This is a genomic window from Pseudomonas corrugata, assembly GCF_001269905.1.
Lineage (GTDB): Bacteria > Pseudomonadota > Gammaproteobacteria > Pseudomonadales > Pseudomonadaceae > Aquipseudomonas > Aquipseudomonas corrugata.
In genome coordinates, this window is sequence record NZ_LHVK01000008.1 from 180,487 (window position 1) to 202,153 (window position 21,667).

The following is a 21,667-nucleotide window of genomic DNA, read 5'->3' on the forward strand; positions in this document are numbered from 1 at the left end:
CTTGGCTGACATCAGGCAAGCCTGGCATGGCAAAGGTTTCCACCCTTTCGCCGATACAGGTCTGATAGGCTAGCCGGCTCGCACGCAACGCCATCGAGAATCAACGACTAAGGAGAGTTGACGGACATGATTGTCGGCATTGACCTGGGCACCACCCATAGCCTGATCGCGGCATGGCGCGATGGCGCCGCGCAGCTGGTACCCAATGCACTTGGCGAGTGGCTGACCCCCAGCGTGGCGGGCCTGGACGACGAAGGTCGGATGATGGTCGGGCGCGCGGCGCTGGAACGTCTGCAAACCCATCCACAGCTCACGACTTCGCTATTCAAACGCTACATGGGCAGCGCCCGACTTACCACGCTCGGCAACCGCCAGTTCCGCGCCGAGGAACTGTCGGCCATGGTCCTGCGCAGTCTGCGCGAGGATGCCGAACGACATTTCGGCGAGCCGGTCGAGGAAGCCGTCATCAGCGTTCCGGCCTATTTCAACGATGCCCAGCGCAAAGCCACGCGTATCGCCGGTGAGCTGGCCGGGCTCAAGGTCGAACGACTCATCAACGAACCCACGGCCGCCGCTCTCGCCTATGGGTTGCACCAGCGCGACAACGCCAGCACGTTTCTGGTGTTCGACCTCGGCGGCGGGACCTTCGACGTGTCCATACTGGAGCTGTTCGAAGGTGTGATGGAGGTACGGGCCAGTGCCGGCGACAACTACCTTGGCGGGGAAGACTTCGACACACTGCTGCTCCAGGCTTTCGTGGCCGCCCAGGCTGGCTCCGCCGCAGGCCCGTTGCCCCTGGACGACACACAGCTGTTCGGCCGCTTGCGCCGTGAAGCCGAACGCGTGCGCAAAGCCCTCGGGAATGAGCCGAGCGCCACGTTCTCGGCACGCCAGGGCGAGGACGAATGGCGTCACGAATACACCCAGGCGGCAATGGCTGAACTTTACGCCCCGCTGCTCACCCGACTTCGCGCCCCCATCGAAACGGCCCTGCGCGATGCACGTATCCGCGCCAGTGAGCTGGACGAAGTCTTGTTGGTGGGAGGCACCACCCGCATGCCTCTGATTCGCAAACTGACGGCCGGCCTGTTCGGGCGTTTCCCATCGATCCAGCTCAACCCCGACGAAGCAGTGGCGTTGGGCGCCGCCGTGCAGGCTGGACTGAAAAGCCGTGATGCGGCGCTCGAAGAAGTGGTGCTCACGGATGTCTGCCCGTATTCGATGGGTATCGAGATTTCGGTCGAGTACGGCAACAAACTCGAAACCGGCCACTACCTGCCAATCATCGAGCGCAATTGCGTGGTACCGGTGAGCAAGGTCAAGCGCGTGGTGACCTTGCGTGACCAGCAGAAAGTGGTCCTGTTGAAGGTCTATCAGGGCGAAAGCCGCCAGGTCAGCGAAAACATTCTCCTCGGTGAACTGGAAATACCCGTGCCGCCCATGCCAGCGGGGGAAGTGAGTATCGACGTGCGCTTCACTTATGACACCAACGGCCTGCTGGAAGCCGATGCGCTGACCGTCCAGACCGGAGAACGGCGCAATCTGGTGATCGCCAACAACGCCGGCGTACTCGACGAGGAAGAGATCGCCCAGCGCCTCAAGACCCTCGAATCACTGAAGATCCATCCCCGTGACGAGCAGCCCAACACCTTGTTGATCGCCCGGCTGGAACGTCTTTACCAGGAAAGCCGTGGCGAATTGCGCCATCGGGTCGATGACCTGGCCACGCGTTTTGCGCAGATGCTCGACACCCAGGAACTGCACGACATCCGCGCGCTACGGATGCAGATCACCGAGCAGCTCGAAGCGTTGGAGCAGGATGTCTGGCGATGAGCTGTTGGGAAGTATTGGGTCTGCCAGCGGATGCCGACAAGCGCAGCGTCAAGCGCCAGTATGCAAGCCTGCTCAAACGCCATCGGCCTGACGAAGACCCCGAGGGCTTCCAGCGGCTGCGTGAGGCTTACGAACAGGCGCTGGAGTGGAGCGAATGGCGGCAGCAAGAGGACGTGGTAGTCGAGCCGCTGCCTGCGCCCATTGACCTGTTCCTTGCGCAGCCGCTTGAATCACAAGCCCCCTCCCCAGCCCAGCGCTTGGCTGTTCAATGCCTGGAAGCGATCACGGCGAACAACCTCGCCGATCGCCTGGCCCAGGCTCGCCTTTACGGATGCGCGCGAGAATTCGAACACGGCCTGCTGCACCATTGCCTGATCGACGAGGACAATTACGCTCTCGCCGAGGCCGCCATTGAACAGCTGCACTGGCTGACGCCTTGGCAACACGAGGACCTGCCTCGTGCAACCCTCGAGCAACTGCGCGGCAAACTCATGGAGCTGGCCGAGGCTCGCCTGAATGCAGCTTGCGCTGACACCGGACGCTTCCTCGAACTGGCCCGGGAACTGGCTGCCAGCCCGTGGCTGCAAGGGTTGGATGCGCGCCAATGGTTGAATCAGAGCCTGGCCATCGCACTCCTGCAAGCACCAGGCTGGTCGGAACAATTGTTCGACGCCATCTGTGCGCAGCAGGGCTGGAAGCAGACCGGCCACCACAGCCTCTGCCCCGAGCCGTGGTGGAGTCAACTTCTGGCTCGCAGCCATTGCCACACGTTTGTCCAGCAACAGAACCGTCTCACTCAACTATTCGACAGCAGTGAGTCTCAAGCAGCGCGCATGCTGTTTGGAGCCTTCGACGAGGACGCCCGGATACGCTTGAGCCTGACGTTCAGCGATGCCGATTGGGAGGCTTGCGAAGCGTTATATCGCACTATTGAGCTTCGCTACCCACAATTGCTGTACCAGATGCCGCAACTGGCACCGGACAACTGGCGACCGCGGCGTCGGCGACCACCGGTCCTGGCCGTGCCGCTGGCGATCCTCAGCGCGTCCGCTTGTATGAGCTGGTTCCTGGAATATCGCCTGGGTGGCTCGTTCTATACCAGCGTGGTCGACATGCTCCTTCGCGCGCTGTCGCTCGGCATCATCGCCTGGGGACTCCATGCCGTCTGCAAACCGCTGAGCCGTATCGCCTGGCGTCTGGACCAAAAGCTTCATGCACGCCTGGGGCACTGGCTGAGCCTGCGACGCCCTGCCCCGCTACCGATCCGCGAGAGCCTATGGGTCGCGCTGCTGGGCGGAGTCATTTACCTGGCCGGAGGTATTCTCGGGGCAGTAACGTATTTCAACAGCCTCGCCGTATTGGCGGTCCTGAGCGGGAAAGCGTTCTCCGAACGCTGCGCGTCCCTTCTCTCCCGCGTTTATGAGCGCGTGCCCGGGGACATACTTGTCGGTTTCCTCCTCGGCATCCTGGTCCCCCTTGTTCTGCTGGGCAACGTCCTGGCCGGCAATGCATCCCTCGCCGCGAATGAAGGCCTGCAGGCCTGGCCGCAGCGAACCTGCGCCGCCCGCCAGCAAACGGCCTCCCCCTGCCCATCCCAACTGTCCGCCGACCAGTGGCATGTGCCCAACGCGACCAAGGCAGGCCAGCCATGATCAGCGGCCGCGCGTTCGCAACCGCCGTGCTCGTGTTGTTGGGCTTGAGCTGGCTGGTCCAACAGATAGACCCGGTGCGTATCGACTATGGGACCCGCTTGCGCTGGCAGGAGGTAGAGCAGATAAACACCTGCCTGGTAGAAGGCGCAGACCTGCTGGAACAGCGCTATACCGACTACCGCAACCTCGTTGCCCAGTCCCAGGAAACGAATGGGCGCTGGAGGAGCTTTGCCGGTTTCGGCATGGGCTCGGGCGACGTTATTACCCCCAAGGGAGCGCAACCATCGCCATGCTATCGGTGGTTCGGCGGTGGCGAACCGGGCAGCTTGCAATACCTTGCCAAGAACTACCTCGGGGCATATGACTACCTGCGCCCGAACGCCGAGGCTGCCGAACGATGGCTTGCGACTCGGGCACAAGACAGGCCTCCCTTCGAGCCCATCGGACGGGCCCTGGCGCTGCATTTGCAGGACGCACGCGACCAGGCGATACCTTTGCGCCAAGCCCTGGAGCAACCGCAGATACTGATTCGCGAAGAGCAATTGGCATCCATCGAAGAGCGCCTGGGACATGACCAGCATTGGTACACGCTGCGCTTCATGATCAGCGCACGCCAAACCATCAATGCCCTCGACGCAATGAGCAACGGCGCCTCACTGACGCCTCAACAGTTGCTGAACCTGCATCAATCCCTGGCAACCCGTTGGGCGGATGCAGATAACTTCGTACGGGCGCTTCCCCGTTTACGCTCTGCTGATGGCGGCCCGCCGGTGTGGAGCAAGATCAGTCTGACGGGCGAGGAATGGCTCGCCTCTCTCAATCGCCTGCAACAACACTGGGCTTCTGGAGCCGACGCGGCGGAGCTGAATCAGGACCTGGCGGCGGCCCGGGCCGGTTACGACGAGTTGCAGTCGCGGTACAACTTGGCGGTAGCGAAGCAGTATTGATTGACGGGTCTGGCTATCCGGTGCGTAGCAGTCCTGTGTTTTCAGGGCGGCTATACAGCCTTGAGCAAATACGGCTAGGCGAGCACCTATCGGCATAACCGATCCTGTCGTCCAACGTCCTTCCAGGAGCCTGTACCCGGTGCCCGCCAAATCGACCAATGCTGCCTACATAAAGCGCTTCAACAGCGTACTCGCCTACATCGACGCCAACCTCGAAGGCGACCTGTCGGTGAATACGCTGAGCCAAGTGGCGAACTTCTCGGCGTTTCACTTCCACCGGCAGTTCACCGCATACATGGGTTTGCCTGTCGCACGGTACGTGCAACTGATGCGTCTGCGGCAGGCGGCCAATCGCCTGGCGTCGCGTGCAGATTATGCGGTACTGGAGGCAGCCCTCGATGCCGGTTTCGAAAGCCCCGAAGCGTTCAGCAGGGCCTTCAGGCGGGCCTTCGGCGTGGCGCCGAGTACGTTTCGGCAGCAACCGAGCTGGCAGGTCTGGAATGCGGCGTTTGAAATTCCCCACTTTTCCAGGAGCGTCATCATGCAACTTCAGATCGTGGATTTTCCCGAAGTCAGGGTCGCCACACTCGAGCATCGCGGCCCGGCACAGCATCTGGATGAAAGCGTGCGTCATTTCATCCAGTGGCGCATGCAAAGCGGACAATCGCCGGTGGCAACGAGTCGCACCTTCGGCATCCCCTTCAATAACCCCGATACCACACCGCCAGAGGCGTTTCGCTTCGCCATTTGCGGTGAGATACACCAGGCTGTCACACCTAACACCTTCGGCGTACGGGAATCCCTCATCGCCGGCGGCCGCTGCGCCGTGGTGCGACACGTGGGCTCGACAGACCTCATCAGCGAAAGCATCTACCCGATCTACCGCGACTGGCTTCCGAACAGCGCAGAAGAGCTTCGTGACCAGCCGCTGTTCTTCCACTACCTGAGCGTGTACCCAGAGACACCGAAGGACCAGTGGCAGACGGATATTTATGTGCCGTTGCAGTAGGTTTTTTTGGGATGTAACGATTGGTTTTCGGCCTGTCGGCAAACAGCCCGGTGGTGAGTCGCGTTCTGCATGTCACATTCAAAATAGATGCAGGTTGAACCACCGCTATCGCGAGCGGGCTCGCTCCCACAGTGGATTCGGGGTGTACGCAGCCTTTTGCAAGTGCCACCAACCCCTGTGGGAGCCGGGCTTGCCCGCGATGGCGGTGGCACAGTCAACATCTGCGTGACAGACACTCCGCTTTCGCGAGCAAGCCCGCTCCCACACTGGATTTGGGGTTGTACTCTGCCTTTGCAAACGCCACCAGCCCCTGTGGGAGCTGGGCTTGCCCGCGATAACATCGTATTCCACGCTGGCGCCGTTGCAGATCTTGAGAAACTGCCGGTAGTCTTCCGGCAGGCGGGCACCAAGGCTGGTTTCCAGTTGCGCGATGGCAAGGTCCGTGGCGCCGGCACGGGTTCGTTCGAGGATCAATCCATGATATTCAATCATTGGGTTTCACAAGCGCATGACGTGGAGGCTGTACTCGACCAGTAGCCTCTACGGCTAATTTGAGTGAACGAATCAGCCACGCAGGCCACTAGCCCTTGACCGGGTCCTTACCGGTCGGTTTACGCTTCCTGGGAGCCGCCACCTTGTATTCACTGGTACCGGCCTCCGTTGCCAGATGCGCGACCAGAGGCTCGTTGTGAAGACTGTACTTCACGGGCTTCCTGGTCGCAGGGCGAGCGGTTTCAATAGGAGTCGCCTTCGCCGGGGCTGCCACCAGGAAAGCACCCGGTTCCATCGCAAACCGCTGCGCCAGCGCATACGCCATCTTGTGACTGATGGGCCGATCCCCGCTCAATACCTTGGACACCGCCGTCTTGTCGCCAATCTCGGGGAGGTCCGAGCCCGTGAGCCCGAGCGTCTCCATCAGGTCCCTGATCAATTGCACCGGCGTGCATGTCGCTTCAAAAGCAGCAGTGGCTTCGCGAAACTGGTCGGAGTCACGCTGGTAGGCCAGTATTTCGTCTTCGAGTTCGACGAGGATTTTCTCCTCGACCTTGCTCAGCTCACGACCGTCGGTGAGTTCGTCAAGCAGGCCGGTCGCACGCTCATAGTCGGCGGGCGTCTTGATGCCATGCACGAACTCACCGCGCAGACGCTCCAGCACCGCGTGTAGCTCGCCAAGCGTTGCGATCACGGTCTGAAAGTCATTCCTGACTGCGCTCATCGTTTTACTCCTTTGTTTCTTGCATACCAGACGTTGGCAACGTCGTAATCGGCATGTGTGCAGATGTGTTTGACGTAGAATTTCTGTCGGATGTAGTGGACACCCCCTATCACCCTGAGATTGTTGCCACCTACGTCAATCACGACCCAATTCGCCGTGGCCCTCGGCTTGAACAGATCGATACCGTGGGTACCGAACAGTTTTTGCAGGTCCGCGAATGCTGTCGGACGGGCCATCTTCAACATGCGTTGGCATCGATCGAGCCCGGCCTTGTCGTTCGGGTACAGAATGGCAGCGGCGTCAAAACGTGATGGCTTGAGTATGTCCATAGGCTTCCCTGTCCCTGAGTCGGATGCTACTCCAGTTGTGTTTTTTCACAACCGGAATTTTTCGGCAATGGTGACGTTCAAAGAGCGCTCCCTGGAGAACGGTCGCGTTCGTGCTGCTGATACTGCCTGGGTGTGCACCCAAACTCCCGACGAAATACTGTGTGCAGATATTGCGCCGACTTGAAGCCGCAATTGCGGGCAATGTCTGCGATTGCCAAATCCGTCCTCTCCAACCCGCTGGCAGCCGCAGCCAACCTGAACCGCAAGATCTCATCATGCACGCTGCACCCCCGCTCCTTGCGGAAATGCGCTTCCAGCGACGACCGCGACACCCCGACATACCCCGCCACCTGCGCGGTCTTGATGCCCTGGCAAGCGTACTGGCGGATGAACAGCAGCGCCTGCATGACGTAGGGGTTACCCAATGGTTGATGCAGGCTGGAGGCCTGCACGTTGATTGCCTCGGGAGGTATCAATATCTGCGTGCCCGTGGACGGCATTCCGTGCAGCATCTGGTGAAGCAGGCGTGCGGCCGTGCGGCCCATGGTTTCAGTGCCTTGGATCACTGAGCTCAGGGGTACTCGGGTCAGGCTGCGGGTCAGTGGGTCGTTGTCGATGCCGATCAGCGCCACCTGCTCCGGCACCGCGATGCCCGCGGTCAGGCAGGCTTGCAGCAGTTGTCGGGCACGGGCATCGCTGACGGCGATGATGCCGATGGGTTTGGGCAGGCTTTGCAGCCAGGCGATCTGCTGTTCGACGGCACTGTCCCAAAGTGGCGCGCTGGTGCCCATGCCGCGATAGATCTCCGCCGGCACGCCATCTCGCTGCACCAGTGAACGGAAGGCTTTCTCCCGCTCCTGAGCCCAACGATTGGCTTGTGCTTCGGGCAGGCTGAAGCAGGCAAAGCGCGTGAGGCCGGCTTCGATCAAGTGCTCGTAGGCCAACTTCATCAGCGCGAAATTGTCGGTGGCGACATAGGGAATGCCCTTGGGATAGGCACGCTCATCCTGGTAGGAACCGCCCACCGCCACCACCGGCAAACGGATCCCGGCCAGCGCCTCGCCAATCAGCGGATCATCGAAGTCGGCGATGATCCCATCACCCTGCCAGCGTTCGATCCCTTTCAGCCGACACAGGAAATCCTCCTCGAGAAAGAGGTCCCAGGACGCGCGGGTGCTGCTCAGGTAATTGCCGATGCCGCTGATGATGCCGCGGTCGTAGATCTTGCTGCCATTGAACAACAGCGCAATGCGGTGGACGGGGGGGACGGTTTTCATTGTTTTCACCCTGGGCCGGTGAACACAGACTAGGCGCGCGCCCCTCGAAGCTCAATACAAAATCGAACTACCTGCTGGTGATTTTCATAATCATCACCCACAGGGCCGGCGTTAGTATCGAGACACCGCCAAGAATAAAAAGGATATCGCCCATGCCGTACTTTCCCGGTGTCGACAAGATTCGCTACGAAGGCCCCGCCAGCGATTCGCCTCTCGCTTTCCGTCACTACGACGCTGACAGACTCGTCCTGGGCAAACCCATGCGCGAACACCTGCGCATGGCGGTGTGCTATTGGCACACCTTCGTCTGGCCGGGGTCCGATGTGTTCGGTGCCGGCACGTTCAAGCGCCCCTGGCAACACGCCGGGGGTCCGATGGAACTGGCCATCGGCAAGGCCGAGGCAGCCTTCGAGTTTTTCTCCAAACTGGGCGTTGACTATTACTGCTTCCATGACACCGATGTCGCCCCGGAAGGCGGCTCGCTGAAGGAATACCGTAACCACTTCGCATTGATGATCGACCACCTGGAACGCCACCAGGAACAGACCGGGATCAAGCTGCTGTGGGGCACCGCCAACTGCTTCAGCAATCCGCGCTTCGCCGCCGGTGCCGCCACCAACCCGGACCCGGAAGTCTTCGCCTGTGCCGCCGCCCAGGTGTTCAGCGCCATGAATGCGACCCTGCGCCTCAAAGGCGCCAACTACGTCTTGTGGGGTGGTCGTGAAGGCTACGAGACCCTGCTCAATACCGACCTTAAGCGCGAGCGCGAGCAGTTGGGCCGTTTCATGAGCATGGTGGTCGAACACAAGCACAAGATCGGCTTCAAGGGCGACCTGCTGATCGAGCCCAAGCCCCAGGAGCCGACCAAGCACCAATACGATTACGACAGCGCCACGGTCTTCGGCTTCTTGCAGCAGTTCGGCCTGGAAAACGAGATCAAGGTCAACATCGAGGCCAACCACGCAACCCTGGCCGGGCACAGTTTCCATCACGAGATCGCCACCGCCACCTCGCTGGGGATCTTCGGCAGCATCGACGCCAACCGTGGCGATCCGCAGAACGGCTGGGACACCGACCAGTTCCCCAACAGCGTCGAGGAGATGACCCTCGCCACCTACGAGATCCTCAAGGCCGGCGGTTTCAAGAATGGTGGGTTCAACTTTGACGCCAAGGTCCGTCGCCAGAGCGTGGACGAACTCGACCTGTTCCACGGTCATGTCGCAGCGATGGACGTCCTCGCCCTGGCCCTGGAGCGTGCAGCGGCCATGGTGCAGAACGACCGGCTCCAGCATTTCAAGGATCAACGCTACGCCGGCTGGCAGCAGCCGTTCGGTCAGGCGGTGCTGGCGGGCAAGTTCAGCCTCGCTTCGCTGGCCGAGCATGCCTTCGTCAACGAACTGAATCCGCAGGCGGTCAGCGGCCGGCAGGAGATGCTCGAAGGCGTCGTCAATCGGTTCATCTACCCCTGACTCAGTAGCGTTCGCTGGCACAGCGAGGCTGTTACATTCTCGCGACAATTCTCTGCCCGCAGCGCAGCGCGACTCTCTACAGTTCTACCGGCATCACGCTCATCGTCAGGCAGTGTCTTTCAAACAAAAATAAAAGGACGCACCACCATGAAAACGTTAAAACGTACGTTAATCGCCAGCGCCCTGGCCCTGCTGTCGCTTCCGGTCATGGCCGATGCGGCACACCCGAAGATCGGCTTTTCCATCGACGACCTGCGCCTGGAACGCTGGTCCCGGGACCGTGACTACTTCGTCGCGGCGGCGGAAAAAATGGACGCCAAGGTCTTCGTGCAATCAGCCGATGCCAACGAGCAAAAGCAGATTTCGCAAATTGAAAACCTTATCTCCCGTGGCGTCGATGTAATCGTCATCGTGCCGTTCAACGCCACCGTGCTGACCAACGCCGTCGCCGAAGCGAAGAAGGCCGGAATCAAGGTAGTGTCCTATGACCGGCTGATCCTGAACGCCGATATCGACGCCTACATTTCCTTCGATAACGAAAAGGTCGGCGAGATGCAGGCCAGCGGCGTGCTGAAAGCCGCCCCCAAGGGCAACTACTTCCTGCTGGGCGGCGCTCCTACCGACAACAACGCCAAGGTCCTGCGCGAAGGCCAGATGAAGGTATTGCAACCGGCCATCGACAAGGGCGATATCAAGATCGTTGGCCAACAGTGGGTAAAGGAATGGAACCCCACCGAAGCCTTGAGCATTGTTGAGAACGCCCTGACGCGGAACAACAACAAGATCGACGGCATCGTCGCCTCCAACGACGCCACCGCAGGCGGCGCCATCCAGGCCCTGGCCGCGCAGAAAATGGCCGGCAAGGTGCCGATTTCGGGCCAGGACGCCGACCTGGCAGCTGTCAAGCGGGTGCTCGATGGCACCCAGACCATGACCGTCTACAAGCCCCTGAAGCTGATCGCTTCCGAAGCCGCCAAGCTCTCGGTACAACTGGCGCGTAACGAGAAGCCGTCTTTCAGTTCGCAGTACGACAACGGCAGCAAGAAAGTCGACACCATCCTGCTCACCCCGACGCCGTTGACCAAGGACAACATCGACCTGCTGGAGAAAGACGGTTTCTACACCAAGGCACAGATCGCCGGACAGTAAGTTAGACACCACCGGTCAGTGAAGCACAGTCCCTGTGGGAGCGAGCCTGCTCGCGATAGCGGTAGCACATTCAATATTGATGCAAGCTGAACCACCGCTATCGCGAGCAGGCTCGCTCCCACAGGGAATTGACCGGCAGGTTTATGTGTAAGACCTTCCCACGAGTCCTTGCCATGTCCGATTACCTGCTGCAAATGAACGGCATCGTCAAAACCTTCGACGGTGTCAAAGCCCTGAATGGCATCGACATCAAGGTTCGGCCAGGGGAATGCGTCGGCCTGTGCGGCGAGAACGGCGCCGGCAAATCCACCTTGATGAAAGTCCTTTCGGCGGTCTATCCCCACGGCACCTGGGACGGTGAAATCCTCTGGGACGGCCAGCCGCTCAAGGCGCAATCCATCAGCGAAACCGAAGCCGCCGGGATCGTCATCATTCACCAGGAGCTGACCCTGGTACCCGACCTGTCGGTGGCCGAGAACATCTTCATGGGCCACGAGCTGACCCTGCCCGGCGGGCGCATGAACTACCCGGCGATGATCCACCGCGCCGAAGCCCTGATGCGTGAGCTCAAGGTACCGGACATGAACGTCTCGCTCCCGGTGTCGCAGTACGGCGGTGGCTACCAGCAACTGGTGGAAATCGCCAAGGCGCTGAACAAACAGGCGCGCCTGCTGATCCTCGACGAGCCGTCGTCGGCCCTGACCCGTTCGGAAATCGAGGTGCTGCTGGATATCATCCGTGACCTCAAGGCCAAGGGCGTAGCCTGCGTCTACATCTCCCACAAGCTCGACGAAGTGGCGGCTGTATGCGACACCATTTCGGTGATTCGCGACGGTAAGCACATCGCGACCACCGCCATGGCCGACATGGACATCCCACAGATCATCACCCAGATGGTCGGACGGGAAATGAGCAACCTCTACCCCAGCGAACCCCATGACATCGGCGAGGTGATTTTCGAAGCGCGCCACATCACCTGCTACGACGTCGATAATCCCCGGCGCAAACGGGTCGACGATATCTCTTTCGTGCTCAAGCGCGGGGAGATCCTCGGCATCGCCGGGCTCGTCGGCGCCGGTCGCACGGAACTGGTGTCGGCGCTGTTCGGTGCCTACCCCGGCCGTCATGAGGGAGAAGTCTGGCTGGATGGCCAACCGATCGACACCCGCACGCCCCTCAAGTCGATCCGCGCCGGCCTGTGCATGGTCCCCGAAGACCGCAAGCGCCAAGGGATCATTCCGGACCTGGGCGTCGGTCAAAACATCACCCTCGCCGTGCTGGAGAATTTCTCGAAGCTGACCCGCATCGATGCCGAAGCCGAACTGGGCAGCATCGAAAAGGAAATCTCGCGCATGCACCTGAAGACCGCGAGCCCGTTCCTGCCTATCACCAGCCTCTCAGGCGGCAACCAGCAAAAAGCCGTGCTGGCGAAAATGCTTCTGACCAAACCCCGCGTACTGATCCTCGATGAGCCGACCCGAGGCGTGGACGTCGGCGCCAAGTACGAGATCTACAAACTGATGGGCGCGCTGGCGGCCCAGGGTGTGTCGATCATCATGGTTTCCTCGGAACTGGCCGAAGTGCTGGGGGTTTCCGACCGCGTGCTGGTGATCGGCGAAGGCCAGTTGCGCGGTGACTTCGTCAACCAGGAGCTTACCCAGGAACAAGTGCTCGCTGCTGCGCTCAGCCATCCCGATGGCCATAACAATAACGATCGGAAGTCCGCGTAGATGAATCAGGTCAAACAACTCTTCACCCGTTACAAAATGCTCGCACTGGTGATCGCCGTGGCGGTCATCTGGCTGTTCTTCAGCTGGCAGACCGAAGGCGGTTTCCTGACCCCGCGCAACCTGTCCAACCTGCTGCGGCAGATGTCCATCACCGGAATCCTTGCCTGCGGCATGGTGCTGGTAATCATCAGCGGTGAAATTGATCTGTCGGTGGGTTCACTGCTCGGGCTGCTGGGTGGCCTGGCGGCGATTCTCGACGTGGTCTATCACATACCGCTGCTGGCCAACCTCAGCCTGGTGGCCCTGTGTGGCTTGATGATCGGCCTGGCCAACGGCTTCATGACCGCCTACCTGCGCATTCCGTCGTTCATCGTGGGGCTGGGCGGCATGCTGGCGTTTCGCGGGATCCTGCTGGGTATTACCGGCGGCACCACCATCGCCCCGGTCTCGCCGCAGCTGGTCTACGTCGGTCAGGGTTACTTGCCGCAAACCGTGGGTATCGCATTGGGCGTACTGCTGTTCGCCCTCACGGCTTTCCTGACCTGGAAACAGCGCCGCAACCGCGCTCTCCATGGCCTGGCGGCACACTCTCTGGCGCGTGACGTGTTGCGTGTGGTGGCGATTGGCGCGGTGCTGGCCGGGTTCGTCCATACCCTCAACAGCTACGACGGCATTCCGGTTCCAGTGCTGCTCCTGTTGATCCTGCTGGGGGTATTCAGCTACGTCACCAGCCAGACCGTGTTCGGACGACGTATCTACTCAGTGGGCAGCAACATGGAGGCCACGCGCCTGTCCGGCATCAATGTGCAGGCGGTGAAGCTGTGGATCTTCGGCATCATGGGTGTGATGTGCGCTCTCGCCGGCCTGGTCAACACCGCACGCCTGGCAGCAGGCTCACCCTCGGCCGGCAACATGGGCGAACTCGACGCCATCGCCGCCTGCTTCATCGGCGGCACCTCCATGCGCGGCGGCTCCGGCACCGTCTACGGCGCTCTTCTTGGCGCGCTGGTCATCACCAGCCTGGACAACGGCATGTCGATGCTCGACGTCGACAGTTACTGGCAGATGATCGTCAAGGGCAGCATTCTGGTGCTGGCGGTTTGGGTGGATGTGAGTACGCGCGTGGGGCGGCGTTGATGGGGCCGGGGCTTTCTGAAAATCTCGTAGGAATTATCCACCCGTGGCGAGGGGATTATCCCCGCTGGGGCGCGAAGCGCCCCCAAAACCTGAGCATGCGGTATGTCAGACAGGTTGACGGGGACTGCTTCGCACCGCCCCGCTGGCTCGTGCGGAACAAGGGGAATATCTGGTCTATAGTTTCCCTCTAATTAATTGATGTTTTTTCGCTCGGACGCGCTGCTGTCATTCAGGGAGCACATCATGTCGATCCAACGGACAAGTGGACTGAGACTGGTTCCCGGTATCACGGCATCCGAAGACACCATGTCCAAAAGCCCGAGCCATTTCCGAGATGGGCTCGGTCATCTCAGGGAAGCCTATATCCTGCTTCCGCTCTTGTCCGCCCTGCTCTTGCTCGCCCTCTGGTCCGCCACCCTCTACCTCATCAAGGTCGAACAGAGCCGTGCCCAGCGCAACGCAGCCACGGTCAGCCAGGAAATCGGCGCGATCTACGAAGCGCAGATACTGCGTGCGGTTCGTGAGATCGATCAAACCCTCAAGCTCGTCAAATACACCTACGAGGCCGAGGGCGAGCGCAACCCGTTGCCGCAGCTCAAGGAGCGGGCGTTGTTGCCGCCGGCCCTGTTGTTTGATGTCAGTGTGGTCAGCGCCGACGCAAAGCTGTTGGCCAGTACCCGGGCGGAGGAAACGGGAGCCGCCAGTGCCCGGGATGAACTGCGAACATTGCGCAACAACGATACGCTGCTGATCAGCCGCCCCTGGAAGGATCCCCTGACCAAAGAGTGGCGCTTGCGCTTCAGTCGTCGCCTCAACGCGCCGGATGGCACGTTCTCGGGCATCGCCAGGGTCGAGGTCGACGCGGCCTATTTCGCCAGCAGCTATGACGCCTCGAAACTCGGTGAGCGGGGTGTGCTCGGGTTGTTGGGCACCGACGGTGTGTTCCGGGTACGGCGTACCGGGGAGTCGATCCAGGCCGGCGATACGGTCGACTATGACGCTTTGGTACCGGATACCGAAGACCTCCAGACATCATTGTTGACCAGCAGCTGGGACGGGGTGCGGCGCTACACCAGTGCCCGTCAGCTCTATGACCTTCCCCTTGCGGTGATTGTCGGTTTATCCGAAGAAGAACAATTGGTTGCCGTGAATCGGCAAGCCCAGACCTATTTGCGGCGTGCGGCGGGGGCCAGCCTTCTGCTGGCGCTGTTCGCCGGCTTGCTGAGCCGCATGAGCTGGCAGCTTGCGCAAAGCCGGCTACAGGCCGCCGAGGCCAAGGTGGCCTACGCCGAGCGCGTCGAATACCTTGCCTACCACGATGCCCTCACGGCGCTGCCCAATCGCAGCCTGTTCAGCAAGCTGTTGATTCAGCACATCCACGAGGCCCATCGTTATCAGCGACAGATGGCCGTGCTGTTCCTTGACTTGGATCGCTTCAAGCAAATCAACGACACCCTCGGCCACGATGCCGGCGACCAGTTGCTGCAAGAAGTCGCGAACCGCCTCAAGGGTTGTCTGCGCGAAAGCGATATCGTCGCCCGATTGGGCGGTGACGAATTTGTGGTGTTGCTGCCACAACTGTCTGATGAACAGTATGTGGCGGGCACCGCCCAGAAAATCCTCGCCGCGATCGCCCGGCCCTTCCACCTCAGAGAGCAAGAGTTTCGGGTCACCGCGAGTATCGGGATCAGTCTCTTTGCCCGGGATGGCCAGGACGAACAGACCCTGAAGAAAAACGCCGATATCGCGATGTACCAGGCCAAGCAACAGGGGAAAAACACCTTCCAGTTCTACTCCGAGAAGCTGAACGCAGAGTCGCTGGAACGGCAGACGCTGGAGTTCGGCCTGCGTCATGCACTTGAACGTAACGAGTTCCGGCTGCACTACCAGGCCAAGCGGGATATTCGCAGCGGCCGGATCACCGGCATGGAAGCCCTCCTGCGCTGGGCGCATCCTGACCTGGGGCTGGTGGCTCCCATGCAGTTCATTCCGGTGGCCGAAGAGACCGGCCTGATCCTCCCCATCGGCAAGTGGGTGCTTCGCACCGTCTGCGAGCAAAACGTGGCCTGGCAACAACAGGGCCTGCCGCATCTGTGCATCGCCGTGAACCTGACGGCCCGTCAGTTTGTCGATGAGCATCTCCTGACCGACCTTGCGACGATACTGCGCGACACCGGTATGGATGCCTGTTTGCTGGAGCTGGAGATCACCGAAAGCCTGCTCATGCAGGATGTCAGGAAAACCCTGCAGGTGTTGACCGGACTCAAGGAGATGAATATCCGGATCGCGATCGATGACTTCGGTATCGGTTACTCTTCGCTCTCGGCGCTCAAGCAGTTCCCGCTCGACTCGATCAAGATCGATCGCTCGTTCATCCGCGACGTCACCAGCCTGGCAGAAGACAGAGCCTTGACCGAGGCCATCATCACCATGGGCAGGAGCCTCAGCCTGACCGTGGTTGCCCAGGGTGTGGAAACCAAGGAGCAAGCCGATTTCCTGCGGGACAACGCGTGCGACGAATTCCAGGGGTTCTACTTCAACAAACCGGTACCCGCCGATCAGTTCAAGGTATTGCTGCAAGCACAGACAGCGCGTACTGACACAAACGTGTAGTTACTCATTGGGGATCGGACGACACGACCCTGACGCTGCCATCCACTTCGCGCGCGTCGATATAACCGATGGCACCAGGCTTGCTGGCGACATATTTCTTGACTTCCGCACCGTTTGAAACCGTCTCCGGAGGCTGGCCCCGGCCGGTAAAAATGATTTTTGACCAGTGCGTCTTGAGTTGCGCGGCGGATTTGCCGGTGTACCGGGTGTAGAACTCATCGCGGGCAGCAGAGCCTTCGGCCTGGTCGATTGGGGTGGCCTGCTCGCCCCCGGGGAAGCGACTGGCCTTGCCCAGGAAAATATTCGCCACCTGGCTACTCGCCAGCGCTTTCACCGGGCTGGCCGTCGAGACGACGACCACTACATCAGCCATGACCAGCGTACTGCCTGCGTACAAGGTGATTCCTGCCAGGGCGCATCCGGCGCGCTTGAGAAACCCCATGATCGGCCTCATCAGAAGACAAAATCGACAGCGAGGCTGAGCACGCTGAACGAGCCGCCCGGTTTGAAACCCGGCTGGAAGTTGGTCAACGGGCCCGTCGTGATGTCATCCATCCGGGTGTGGTCGTATTGCAACTTGGCATCCATGTTCTTCGTGAAATCCCAGCGCACACCCAGCGACAGGGTCTGCTGGCGGCTGCCGGCGCCCAGGATGGCATTGAGCGTTCCGTTGAGTTCCGCTGCGGCATCGGCCAGGGCCGGCGGCAACGTCGAGGTGTCCAACCCTTCGGTGGACGTTTCGCTCAGCGTCTTTGAACGCGCATAGGTGACATAAGGCGTGAACGACTCGATCCGGTATCCACCACTGACATACCAGGCACTCATCTGACCAAACACCGCATGGCTGTCGAAATGTCCCCATTCGCCCATGACAAACCAGTCGCCGGGATCATAGATAGCCCCGACGCCGACGAAGTTGAAGGCCTTGCCCTTGGTGTCATAGCGGTCGGCTATGTCGTTGCCTTCCTCGCCGAACTGCCGGAAACCATCGAAGAGCGGATTGAACGGCTCGTAGGTCAAGCGCGTGTGCTGATAGGTGATGCGCGTGGTCAAGGCACCGTATTCGGTCAGGTTGGAAATACCCCACGAACCTCTGGCCCGAGTCTCGCCCGTATTGTTGGGCATCCGGACCGTGCTCTGGCCGACGTTGCCTTGCACGGTATTGATGACATCGCCCAGGTGCAGCCTGTAGCTGAGGTCCATGCCATCGGTCGCGGTGACGGGGATCATGCTGTAGACCTCCCCCGGAGGGCGCACCCAGGGAAGCGTATAGCCAACCTTGCGGCTGTCGGAGAACAGGAAGGCCGGCTGCACCGTGCGGCCGATGCGCAAACTGAAATCGGGTGTGACCTGATACTTGAAATTCGCCCATTCGACGTAGGGTCGATAGCTGTTGTCGTAACGCTGCTCCGAGATCACCTGCACCACCGCCGAGAGTTCCGGGGTGAAGCGTGCCGTCACTTGCGCACCGATCAGGCTGTCGACATCGGCACTCCAACTGCGCGAGTGTCCGGTGCCGTTGGGCTTGTAGATGCTGGAGGTGAAGTCGGCTTTCTTCTCGCTGGAATGAACCATGCCGACCGTGCCGAAACTGCTCACGGAAAACGTCGGCCCATTGGGGTCGGCGGCATTTGCCGTGCAGACGTAGAGGGTCAGCACGGTCAGGGTCAAGGGATTGAGTCGGGAAGCCATGGAATCAGTGCAGCCTCGACAGGAGAGCGACCCCGTTCGGGCAGGCTATCGCTGAGGGAATCTGTTCGAGATTGACTGACGGGTTGCCTGAAGGAGTTGCCACCATTCGTTCCAATCCTTATGACGTTGGCTCGATACCACGACCGAATTGTAGACGACAAAATTCTGCGTGCCCTGATCATGCAAGCGTTGCCTGGTTCAGGGCCTTGATGGGCAGTTCCAGAGTGAACGTGGCGCCCTGCCCCGGCCCGTCGCTTTGAGCCCTCAGCACACCGCCCATTTCCATCGCGGCCAGGACGCAACTGTGCAAACCGAAACCATGGCCCTCTTTGCGAGTGGTAAAGCCATGGGCAAAAATTCGCGTCAGGTTCTCCTCGGCGATCCCTTCGCCATTGTCGATCACCTGGATGATCAACTTCTGTTCCGGCGTCAGCTCGGTATGAAGCGTGACCAGCGGCGGTCGGTCCGACATATTGACCATCGCACCGCCGGCATTCTTGATCAGGTTGACGAGAATCATCAGCACCCGATGCTTGTCCAGTTGCACAGCTGGCATTGCCGAAAAATCCTTCAGCACTGTGACCTGACGGGCCTTGATAATGCCAGCGTTCATGCGCAGCGCGTCCTCCAGCAAGTGCTCGACCTCGACGCTCTCACAGAGACTGGATGCGCCCGAGTAGGACTGCTGGGCCGCGACGACTTCCTTGATGTGATCGATGCTCTTGGCCAGTTGCTCAAGCTCATCGAACATGCTTTTTTGTTCGGCCGCCAACGCTTCCGTCACCTGATTCAGATACCCCGGAAGCAGCTTGCCCTTCTCGTCTTCAACCAGGAAATGCCCCAGGTCCGTGGCGTGCTGGTTCATCAACTGCATCGCTTTGCTGAGCCCCAAGGCTTTGCTGGTGCGCAGCTTTTGCGCCAGGACCTCGGCGGAAACATTCACGCTGTTGAGCACGTTCCCCACGTTGTGCAGGACGTTGGTGGCGATCTCGGCCATGCCGGCCTGACGGGCGACTGCGACCAGTTGGGTCTGGGCTTCCGCAGTGCGCAAACGGCTTTGTGCAAGCTGCCAGCTCGTCCGGCTGAGCAAGACGACCAGCAACACCAGCAACAGACTGCCTCCCGCGGCCCGCCACAGATAGGTGTGGGCTTGCTCGGTTACGGCGGCCAGTTGTTCCTCTTCGGATAATCCGACAATCACCGCCAGGGGAAGGTCATAGAGTTGACGGGCACTGGTGTAGCGCAGCACCCCGTCCCAACTGTTGGTCAACAGCTGCGCCTGAGTGTCTTCGCTGTCCGGGACCAGTTCCGCATAATCCACCGCATCGCCGGCCTGGATCGACTCCCCGGTGCGCCGCACCCGGAAGACCCCATCGGTCCCCAGCAGCCCGAGCACACCCCGCTCACCGAGTTTCGAGGTGTCATAGCTGCTGGCGAAATAGGCCGCGTCGACCTCGACCCTGGCAACACCCGAGAACGAGCCATCCGGCGCGTCGAGGCGGCGACTGAAGCGCAGACGCCACTCATCCGTCGAAGGGTCTTTCCAGGGGCGGCTGATCAGCAGCGTGTCATTGCTGCGCAGGGTCCGCAGCTCATCCGGGTCGCTGACCGCTACCGTTTCGTTGGCCCGGGTGCTGGCTACAAGCTTTGCGTCGGCATTGACCACACTTACATCAAACAACAGGGCCGGCGGTAACAACGCCCGCTCCTTGAGCCGGGGCAGCGGATTACGCTTACCCTCGGCCTCATAGGTGTATTTGACGAGCTTGAGGGTTTGATCGATCTCGTGAACCGCACGCAACATCTGCGCTTCGTAGGTGGCGCTGATTTCCTGGCTGACCATGGTTGCGTTGTACCGGGCACGGGCCAGCTCGCTGTTGATAAGGTAGAAGGTCGTCATCCAGATGGCCAGCAATAGCAGGACGGCGAGCAGCGGAAACAGAACGTAGGCTTCCTTGACATGAGCCAGCCCACGTCGAAGCCCCCGCCCCACGCCCCCCGAGGCTGCGTCCGTCGACGGGGTGATGCCGGTGACCAACCTCAATCCATGGGGCCGTTGAAACTGCATGCTGTGCTCCCTGCGTTGTATCAGCACTTCAAGTTAGCGGGGCACCCGGGCTCGGACTCAAAGAAATACCAGGAGTCGCTTGCGGCTTCCGTGCGAGGCAGATTGCCGATGGGTTTGCTGGAAACTATAGATCACAAACTGCGGGGGCGAGCCCGAAGCTGCTGGGATATCGCTATCGCGAGCAGGCTCGCCCCCACCCTGGTCGTGGACTGATCACAACATCGGCTACGACGCCAATCCCTGTGGGAGCGAGCCTGCTCGCGATGGCGGCAGCACATTCAACATCCATGCAAGACGGCTGCTCCCCCTCGGCTGCACAGCAGTCGTGTGCTTTGCAGGGTCCGACGCAATCTCAACCGACATCAACGCAATCGGGGCGAATTCCTACAGGAAGGCGGGAAAGTGGTGGCTTGTGTTGCTTTGGCGGGGAGGCCTATATTTCTCCTCGTCGCCCCAATGGCGGCCAGGTTTGGCGACCTGCATTACAGAGAGTCATCCATTCACTGAGGCTCTTATATGACTAGATACATGCCCATCACCGGTATCGATTGCACACCCGCAACCCTGCTCATCGACACCGAAGCACCGCTCGATGTCCTCTTCGAAACTGCCGACTACCGTATTCGTAGCGTGACCCAGGTGTTGGAGAATATTGCGTTTCGTTCGGAGATCGGCTCGGATACGGTGGTGCTTTCTGATTTTTGTAAAATGCTGACTATAGCGCTGCGTGATGGGTGTGATGTGATGGATGTGATTGGGAGGCGGCTGCGGGAGCTGGCTGCCGAATAATCAAAGCGGGCGACTGAAGGTCGCCCGCTTCACTCTCAGGCAGTATGTAATGGCGGTTCGTCAATATTCCAACTTCTTGATTTTGCGTAAGAACAGTCGGGCAGCCCTCAGGGACAGGTTTGCCTGTCCCTGTTTTTCCCGTTTCGATTACCTAGGAACAACGACAGGAATAATCATCGGCGAAGGCGGTGCGGGTGGGCTGATCATGCCTTGGCTTTCCACTACCGGCACGCCTTTGCGCTTGATGCTTTCGAAAAGATTTTCCGTGGCCGCTCCATCGATATATCCCCCCTCGTCAATGGATGCACTGAGTGCCAATTGACGGCGCTCCTCGGTCAGCTGGAGCTGCTTGGTACGCAGGAAGGTATACAACGAAATGTCCTTCAGCGCCGCTAGATCCACATGGGCGATTTCGACATATTTCAGCGCCTTGGGGTCCCATCCCTGCATGTAAAGCCCCTTGGAGGTCAGCGCATAGGTGCAGAAATAGTAGGTGCCCGTATTCGAGCCCGGCGTTGAAACGACTAGAGAACAACGACCGTGCTGGAGAATGGGGTCGGTCAGCTCTGGATAATCTTTGACAAGTTGCGAAGGGAACTGAGTGCGATCGTAGTAGATCGTGGCTTTGTCGTAGGGTGTTGTATTGCAAGCGGATAGGAGCATTGTTGTTGACAGGAGGAGAGACGAGTAGAAATGACGCATTGGTTATCCTTAGGTGATTAATTTAGAGCGTGTGGAGGCTAAGACGAAGATGCCC

Annotated in this window: 18 protein-coding genes; 10 read left to right on the forward strand and 8 right to left on the reverse strand. The window is 60.3% G+C overall.

Annotated features, from left to right (window positions below; translation table 11 throughout):
* The first annotated feature begins 126 nt into the window (after nucleotides 1-126).
* From AD665_RS12070 to AD665_RS12085, 4 genes are all read left to right on the forward strand, one after another.
* Nucleotides 127-1,833 (forward strand): molecular chaperone HscC, encoded by a 1,707-nt coding sequence (locus AD665_RS12070; protein ID WP_053192223.1) that lies wholly within the window; start codon nucleotides 127-129, stop codon nucleotides 1,831-1,833.
* On the forward strand, nucleotides 1,830-3,485 hold the full coding sequence (locus AD665_RS12075) for a J domain-containing protein (protein ID WP_053192225.1): 1,656 nt from the start codon (nucleotides 1,830-1,832) through the stop codon (nucleotides 3,483-3,485). The genes AD665_RS12070 and AD665_RS12075 overlap by 4 nt, the downstream gene beginning before the upstream one ends.
* Complete coding sequence (locus tag AD665_RS12080) at nucleotides 3,482-4,432, forward strand: DUF3829 domain-containing protein (protein WP_024780945.1); 951 nt, start codon at nucleotides 3,482-3,484, stop codon at nucleotides 4,430-4,432. The genes AD665_RS12075 and AD665_RS12080 overlap by 4 nt, the downstream gene beginning before the upstream one ends.
* A 139-nt stretch (nucleotides 4,433-4,571) precedes the next feature.
* Nucleotides 4,572-5,441 (forward strand): AraC family transcriptional regulator, encoded by an 870-nt coding sequence (locus AD665_RS12085; RefSeq protein WP_053192227.1) that lies wholly within the window; start codon nucleotides 4,572-4,574, stop codon nucleotides 5,439-5,441.
* A 105-nt stretch (nucleotides 5,442-5,546) separates the two neighbouring features.
* Here the strand turns inward: AD665_RS12085 and AD665_RS28165 are convergent, their stop codons facing one another.
* The 4 genes from AD665_RS28165 to AD665_RS12105 all read right to left on the reverse strand — a co-directional run bounded on the left by AD665_RS28165 (nucleotide 5,547) and on the right by AD665_RS12105 (nucleotide 8,263).
* Nucleotides 5,547-5,933, reverse strand: coding sequence for an SMI1/KNR4 family protein (locus tag AD665_RS28165; RefSeq protein ID WP_080996584.1), 387 nt, complete (start codon nucleotides 5,931-5,933; stop codon nucleotides 5,547-5,549).
* An 88-nt stretch (nucleotides 5,934-6,021) separates the two neighbouring features.
* Nucleotides 6,022-6,657, reverse strand: coding sequence for a helix-turn-helix domain-containing protein (locus AD665_RS12095; protein ID WP_053192231.1), 636 nt, complete (start codon nucleotides 6,655-6,657; stop codon nucleotides 6,022-6,024).
* Nucleotides 6,654-6,986 carry a type II toxin-antitoxin system HigB family toxin gene (locus AD665_RS12100; RefSeq protein ID WP_053192232.1) on the reverse strand — a complete coding sequence of 111 codons (333 nt, stop codon included), beginning with the start codon at nucleotides 6,984-6,986 and terminating at the stop codon, nucleotides 6,654-6,656. The genes AD665_RS12095 and AD665_RS12100 overlap by 4 nt, the downstream gene beginning before the upstream one ends.
* A gap of 77 nt (nucleotides 6,987-7,063) precedes the next feature.
* Nucleotides 7,064-8,263, reverse strand: a complete 1,200-nt coding sequence (locus tag AD665_RS12105; RefSeq protein ID WP_053192235.1) for a XylR family transcriptional regulator — start codon at nucleotides 8,261-8,263, stop codon at nucleotides 7,064-7,066.
* Between the two features lie 152 nt (nucleotides 8,264-8,415).
* Between AD665_RS12105 and xylA the strand changes: the two genes are divergently transcribed.
* From xylA to AD665_RS12130, 5 genes are all read left to right on the forward strand, one after another.
* Entirely contained in the window at nucleotides 8,416-9,732 is a 1,317-nt protein-coding gene (gene xylA / locus AD665_RS12110) for a xylose isomerase (RefSeq protein ID WP_024780346.1), read from the forward strand.
* Nucleotides 9,733-9,879: 147 nt separating this feature from the next.
* Complete coding sequence (xylF, locus tag AD665_RS12115; RefSeq protein ID WP_024780347.1) at nucleotides 9,880-10,881, forward strand: D-xylose ABC transporter substrate-binding protein; 1,002 nt, start codon at nucleotides 9,880-9,882, stop codon at nucleotides 10,879-10,881.
* Between the two features lie 173 nt (nucleotides 10,882-11,054).
* Nucleotides 11,055-12,611, forward strand: coding sequence for a D-xylose ABC transporter ATP-binding protein (gene xylG / locus AD665_RS12120; protein ID WP_053192236.1), 1,557 nt, complete (start codon nucleotides 11,055-11,057; stop codon nucleotides 12,609-12,611).
* Nucleotides 12,612-13,748, forward strand: a complete 1,137-nt coding sequence (locus AD665_RS12125; protein WP_024780349.1) for a sugar ABC transporter permease — start codon at nucleotides 12,612-12,614, stop codon at nucleotides 13,746-13,748.
* Nucleotides 13,749-14,054: 306 nt separating this feature from the next.
* Entirely contained in the window at nucleotides 14,055-16,361 is a 2,307-nt protein-coding gene (locus tag AD665_RS12130) for a putative bifunctional diguanylate cyclase/phosphodiesterase (RefSeq protein WP_170167963.1), read from the forward strand.
* Nucleotides 16,362-16,365: 4 nt separating this feature from the next.
* Here the strand turns inward: AD665_RS12130 and AD665_RS12135 are convergent, their stop codons facing one another.
* From AD665_RS12135 to AD665_RS12145, 3 genes are all read right to left on the reverse strand, one after another.
* Nucleotides 16,366-16,803 carry a type 2 periplasmic-binding domain-containing protein gene (locus AD665_RS12135; protein WP_024780351.1) on the reverse strand — a complete coding sequence of 146 codons (438 nt, stop codon included), beginning with the start codon at nucleotides 16,801-16,803 and terminating at the stop codon, nucleotides 16,366-16,368.
* A gap of 11 nt (nucleotides 16,804-16,814) precedes the next feature.
* A complete protein-coding gene (locus tag AD665_RS12140; RefSeq protein WP_053192240.1) occupies nucleotides 16,815-18,053 on the reverse strand; it encodes a hypothetical protein in 1,239 nt (412 codons plus the stop codon).
* A 178-nt stretch (nucleotides 18,054-18,231) separates the two neighbouring features.
* A complete protein-coding gene (locus tag AD665_RS12145) occupies nucleotides 18,232-20,121 on the reverse strand; it encodes a sensor histidine kinase (protein WP_053192242.1) in 1,890 nt (629 codons plus the stop codon).
* Nucleotides 20,122-20,637: 516 nt separating this feature from the next.
* On the opposite strand from AD665_RS12145, the gene AD665_RS12150 reads away from it, so the two are divergent.
* The gene (locus tag AD665_RS12150; RefSeq protein ID WP_024780354.1) at nucleotides 20,638-20,910 is read left to right on the forward strand and encodes a hypothetical protein; all 273 of its coding nucleotides are present in this window, start codon (nucleotides 20,638-20,640) and stop codon (nucleotides 20,908-20,910) included.
* 147 nt (nucleotides 20,911-21,057) lie between these two features.
* Here the strand turns inward: AD665_RS12150 and AD665_RS12155 are convergent, their stop codons facing one another.
* Nucleotides 21,058-21,612 (reverse strand): hypothetical protein, encoded by a 555-nt coding sequence (locus AD665_RS12155; RefSeq protein ID WP_053192244.1) that lies wholly within the window; start codon nucleotides 21,610-21,612, stop codon nucleotides 21,058-21,060.
* Between the last annotated feature and the right edge of the window lie 55 nt (nucleotides 21,613-21,667).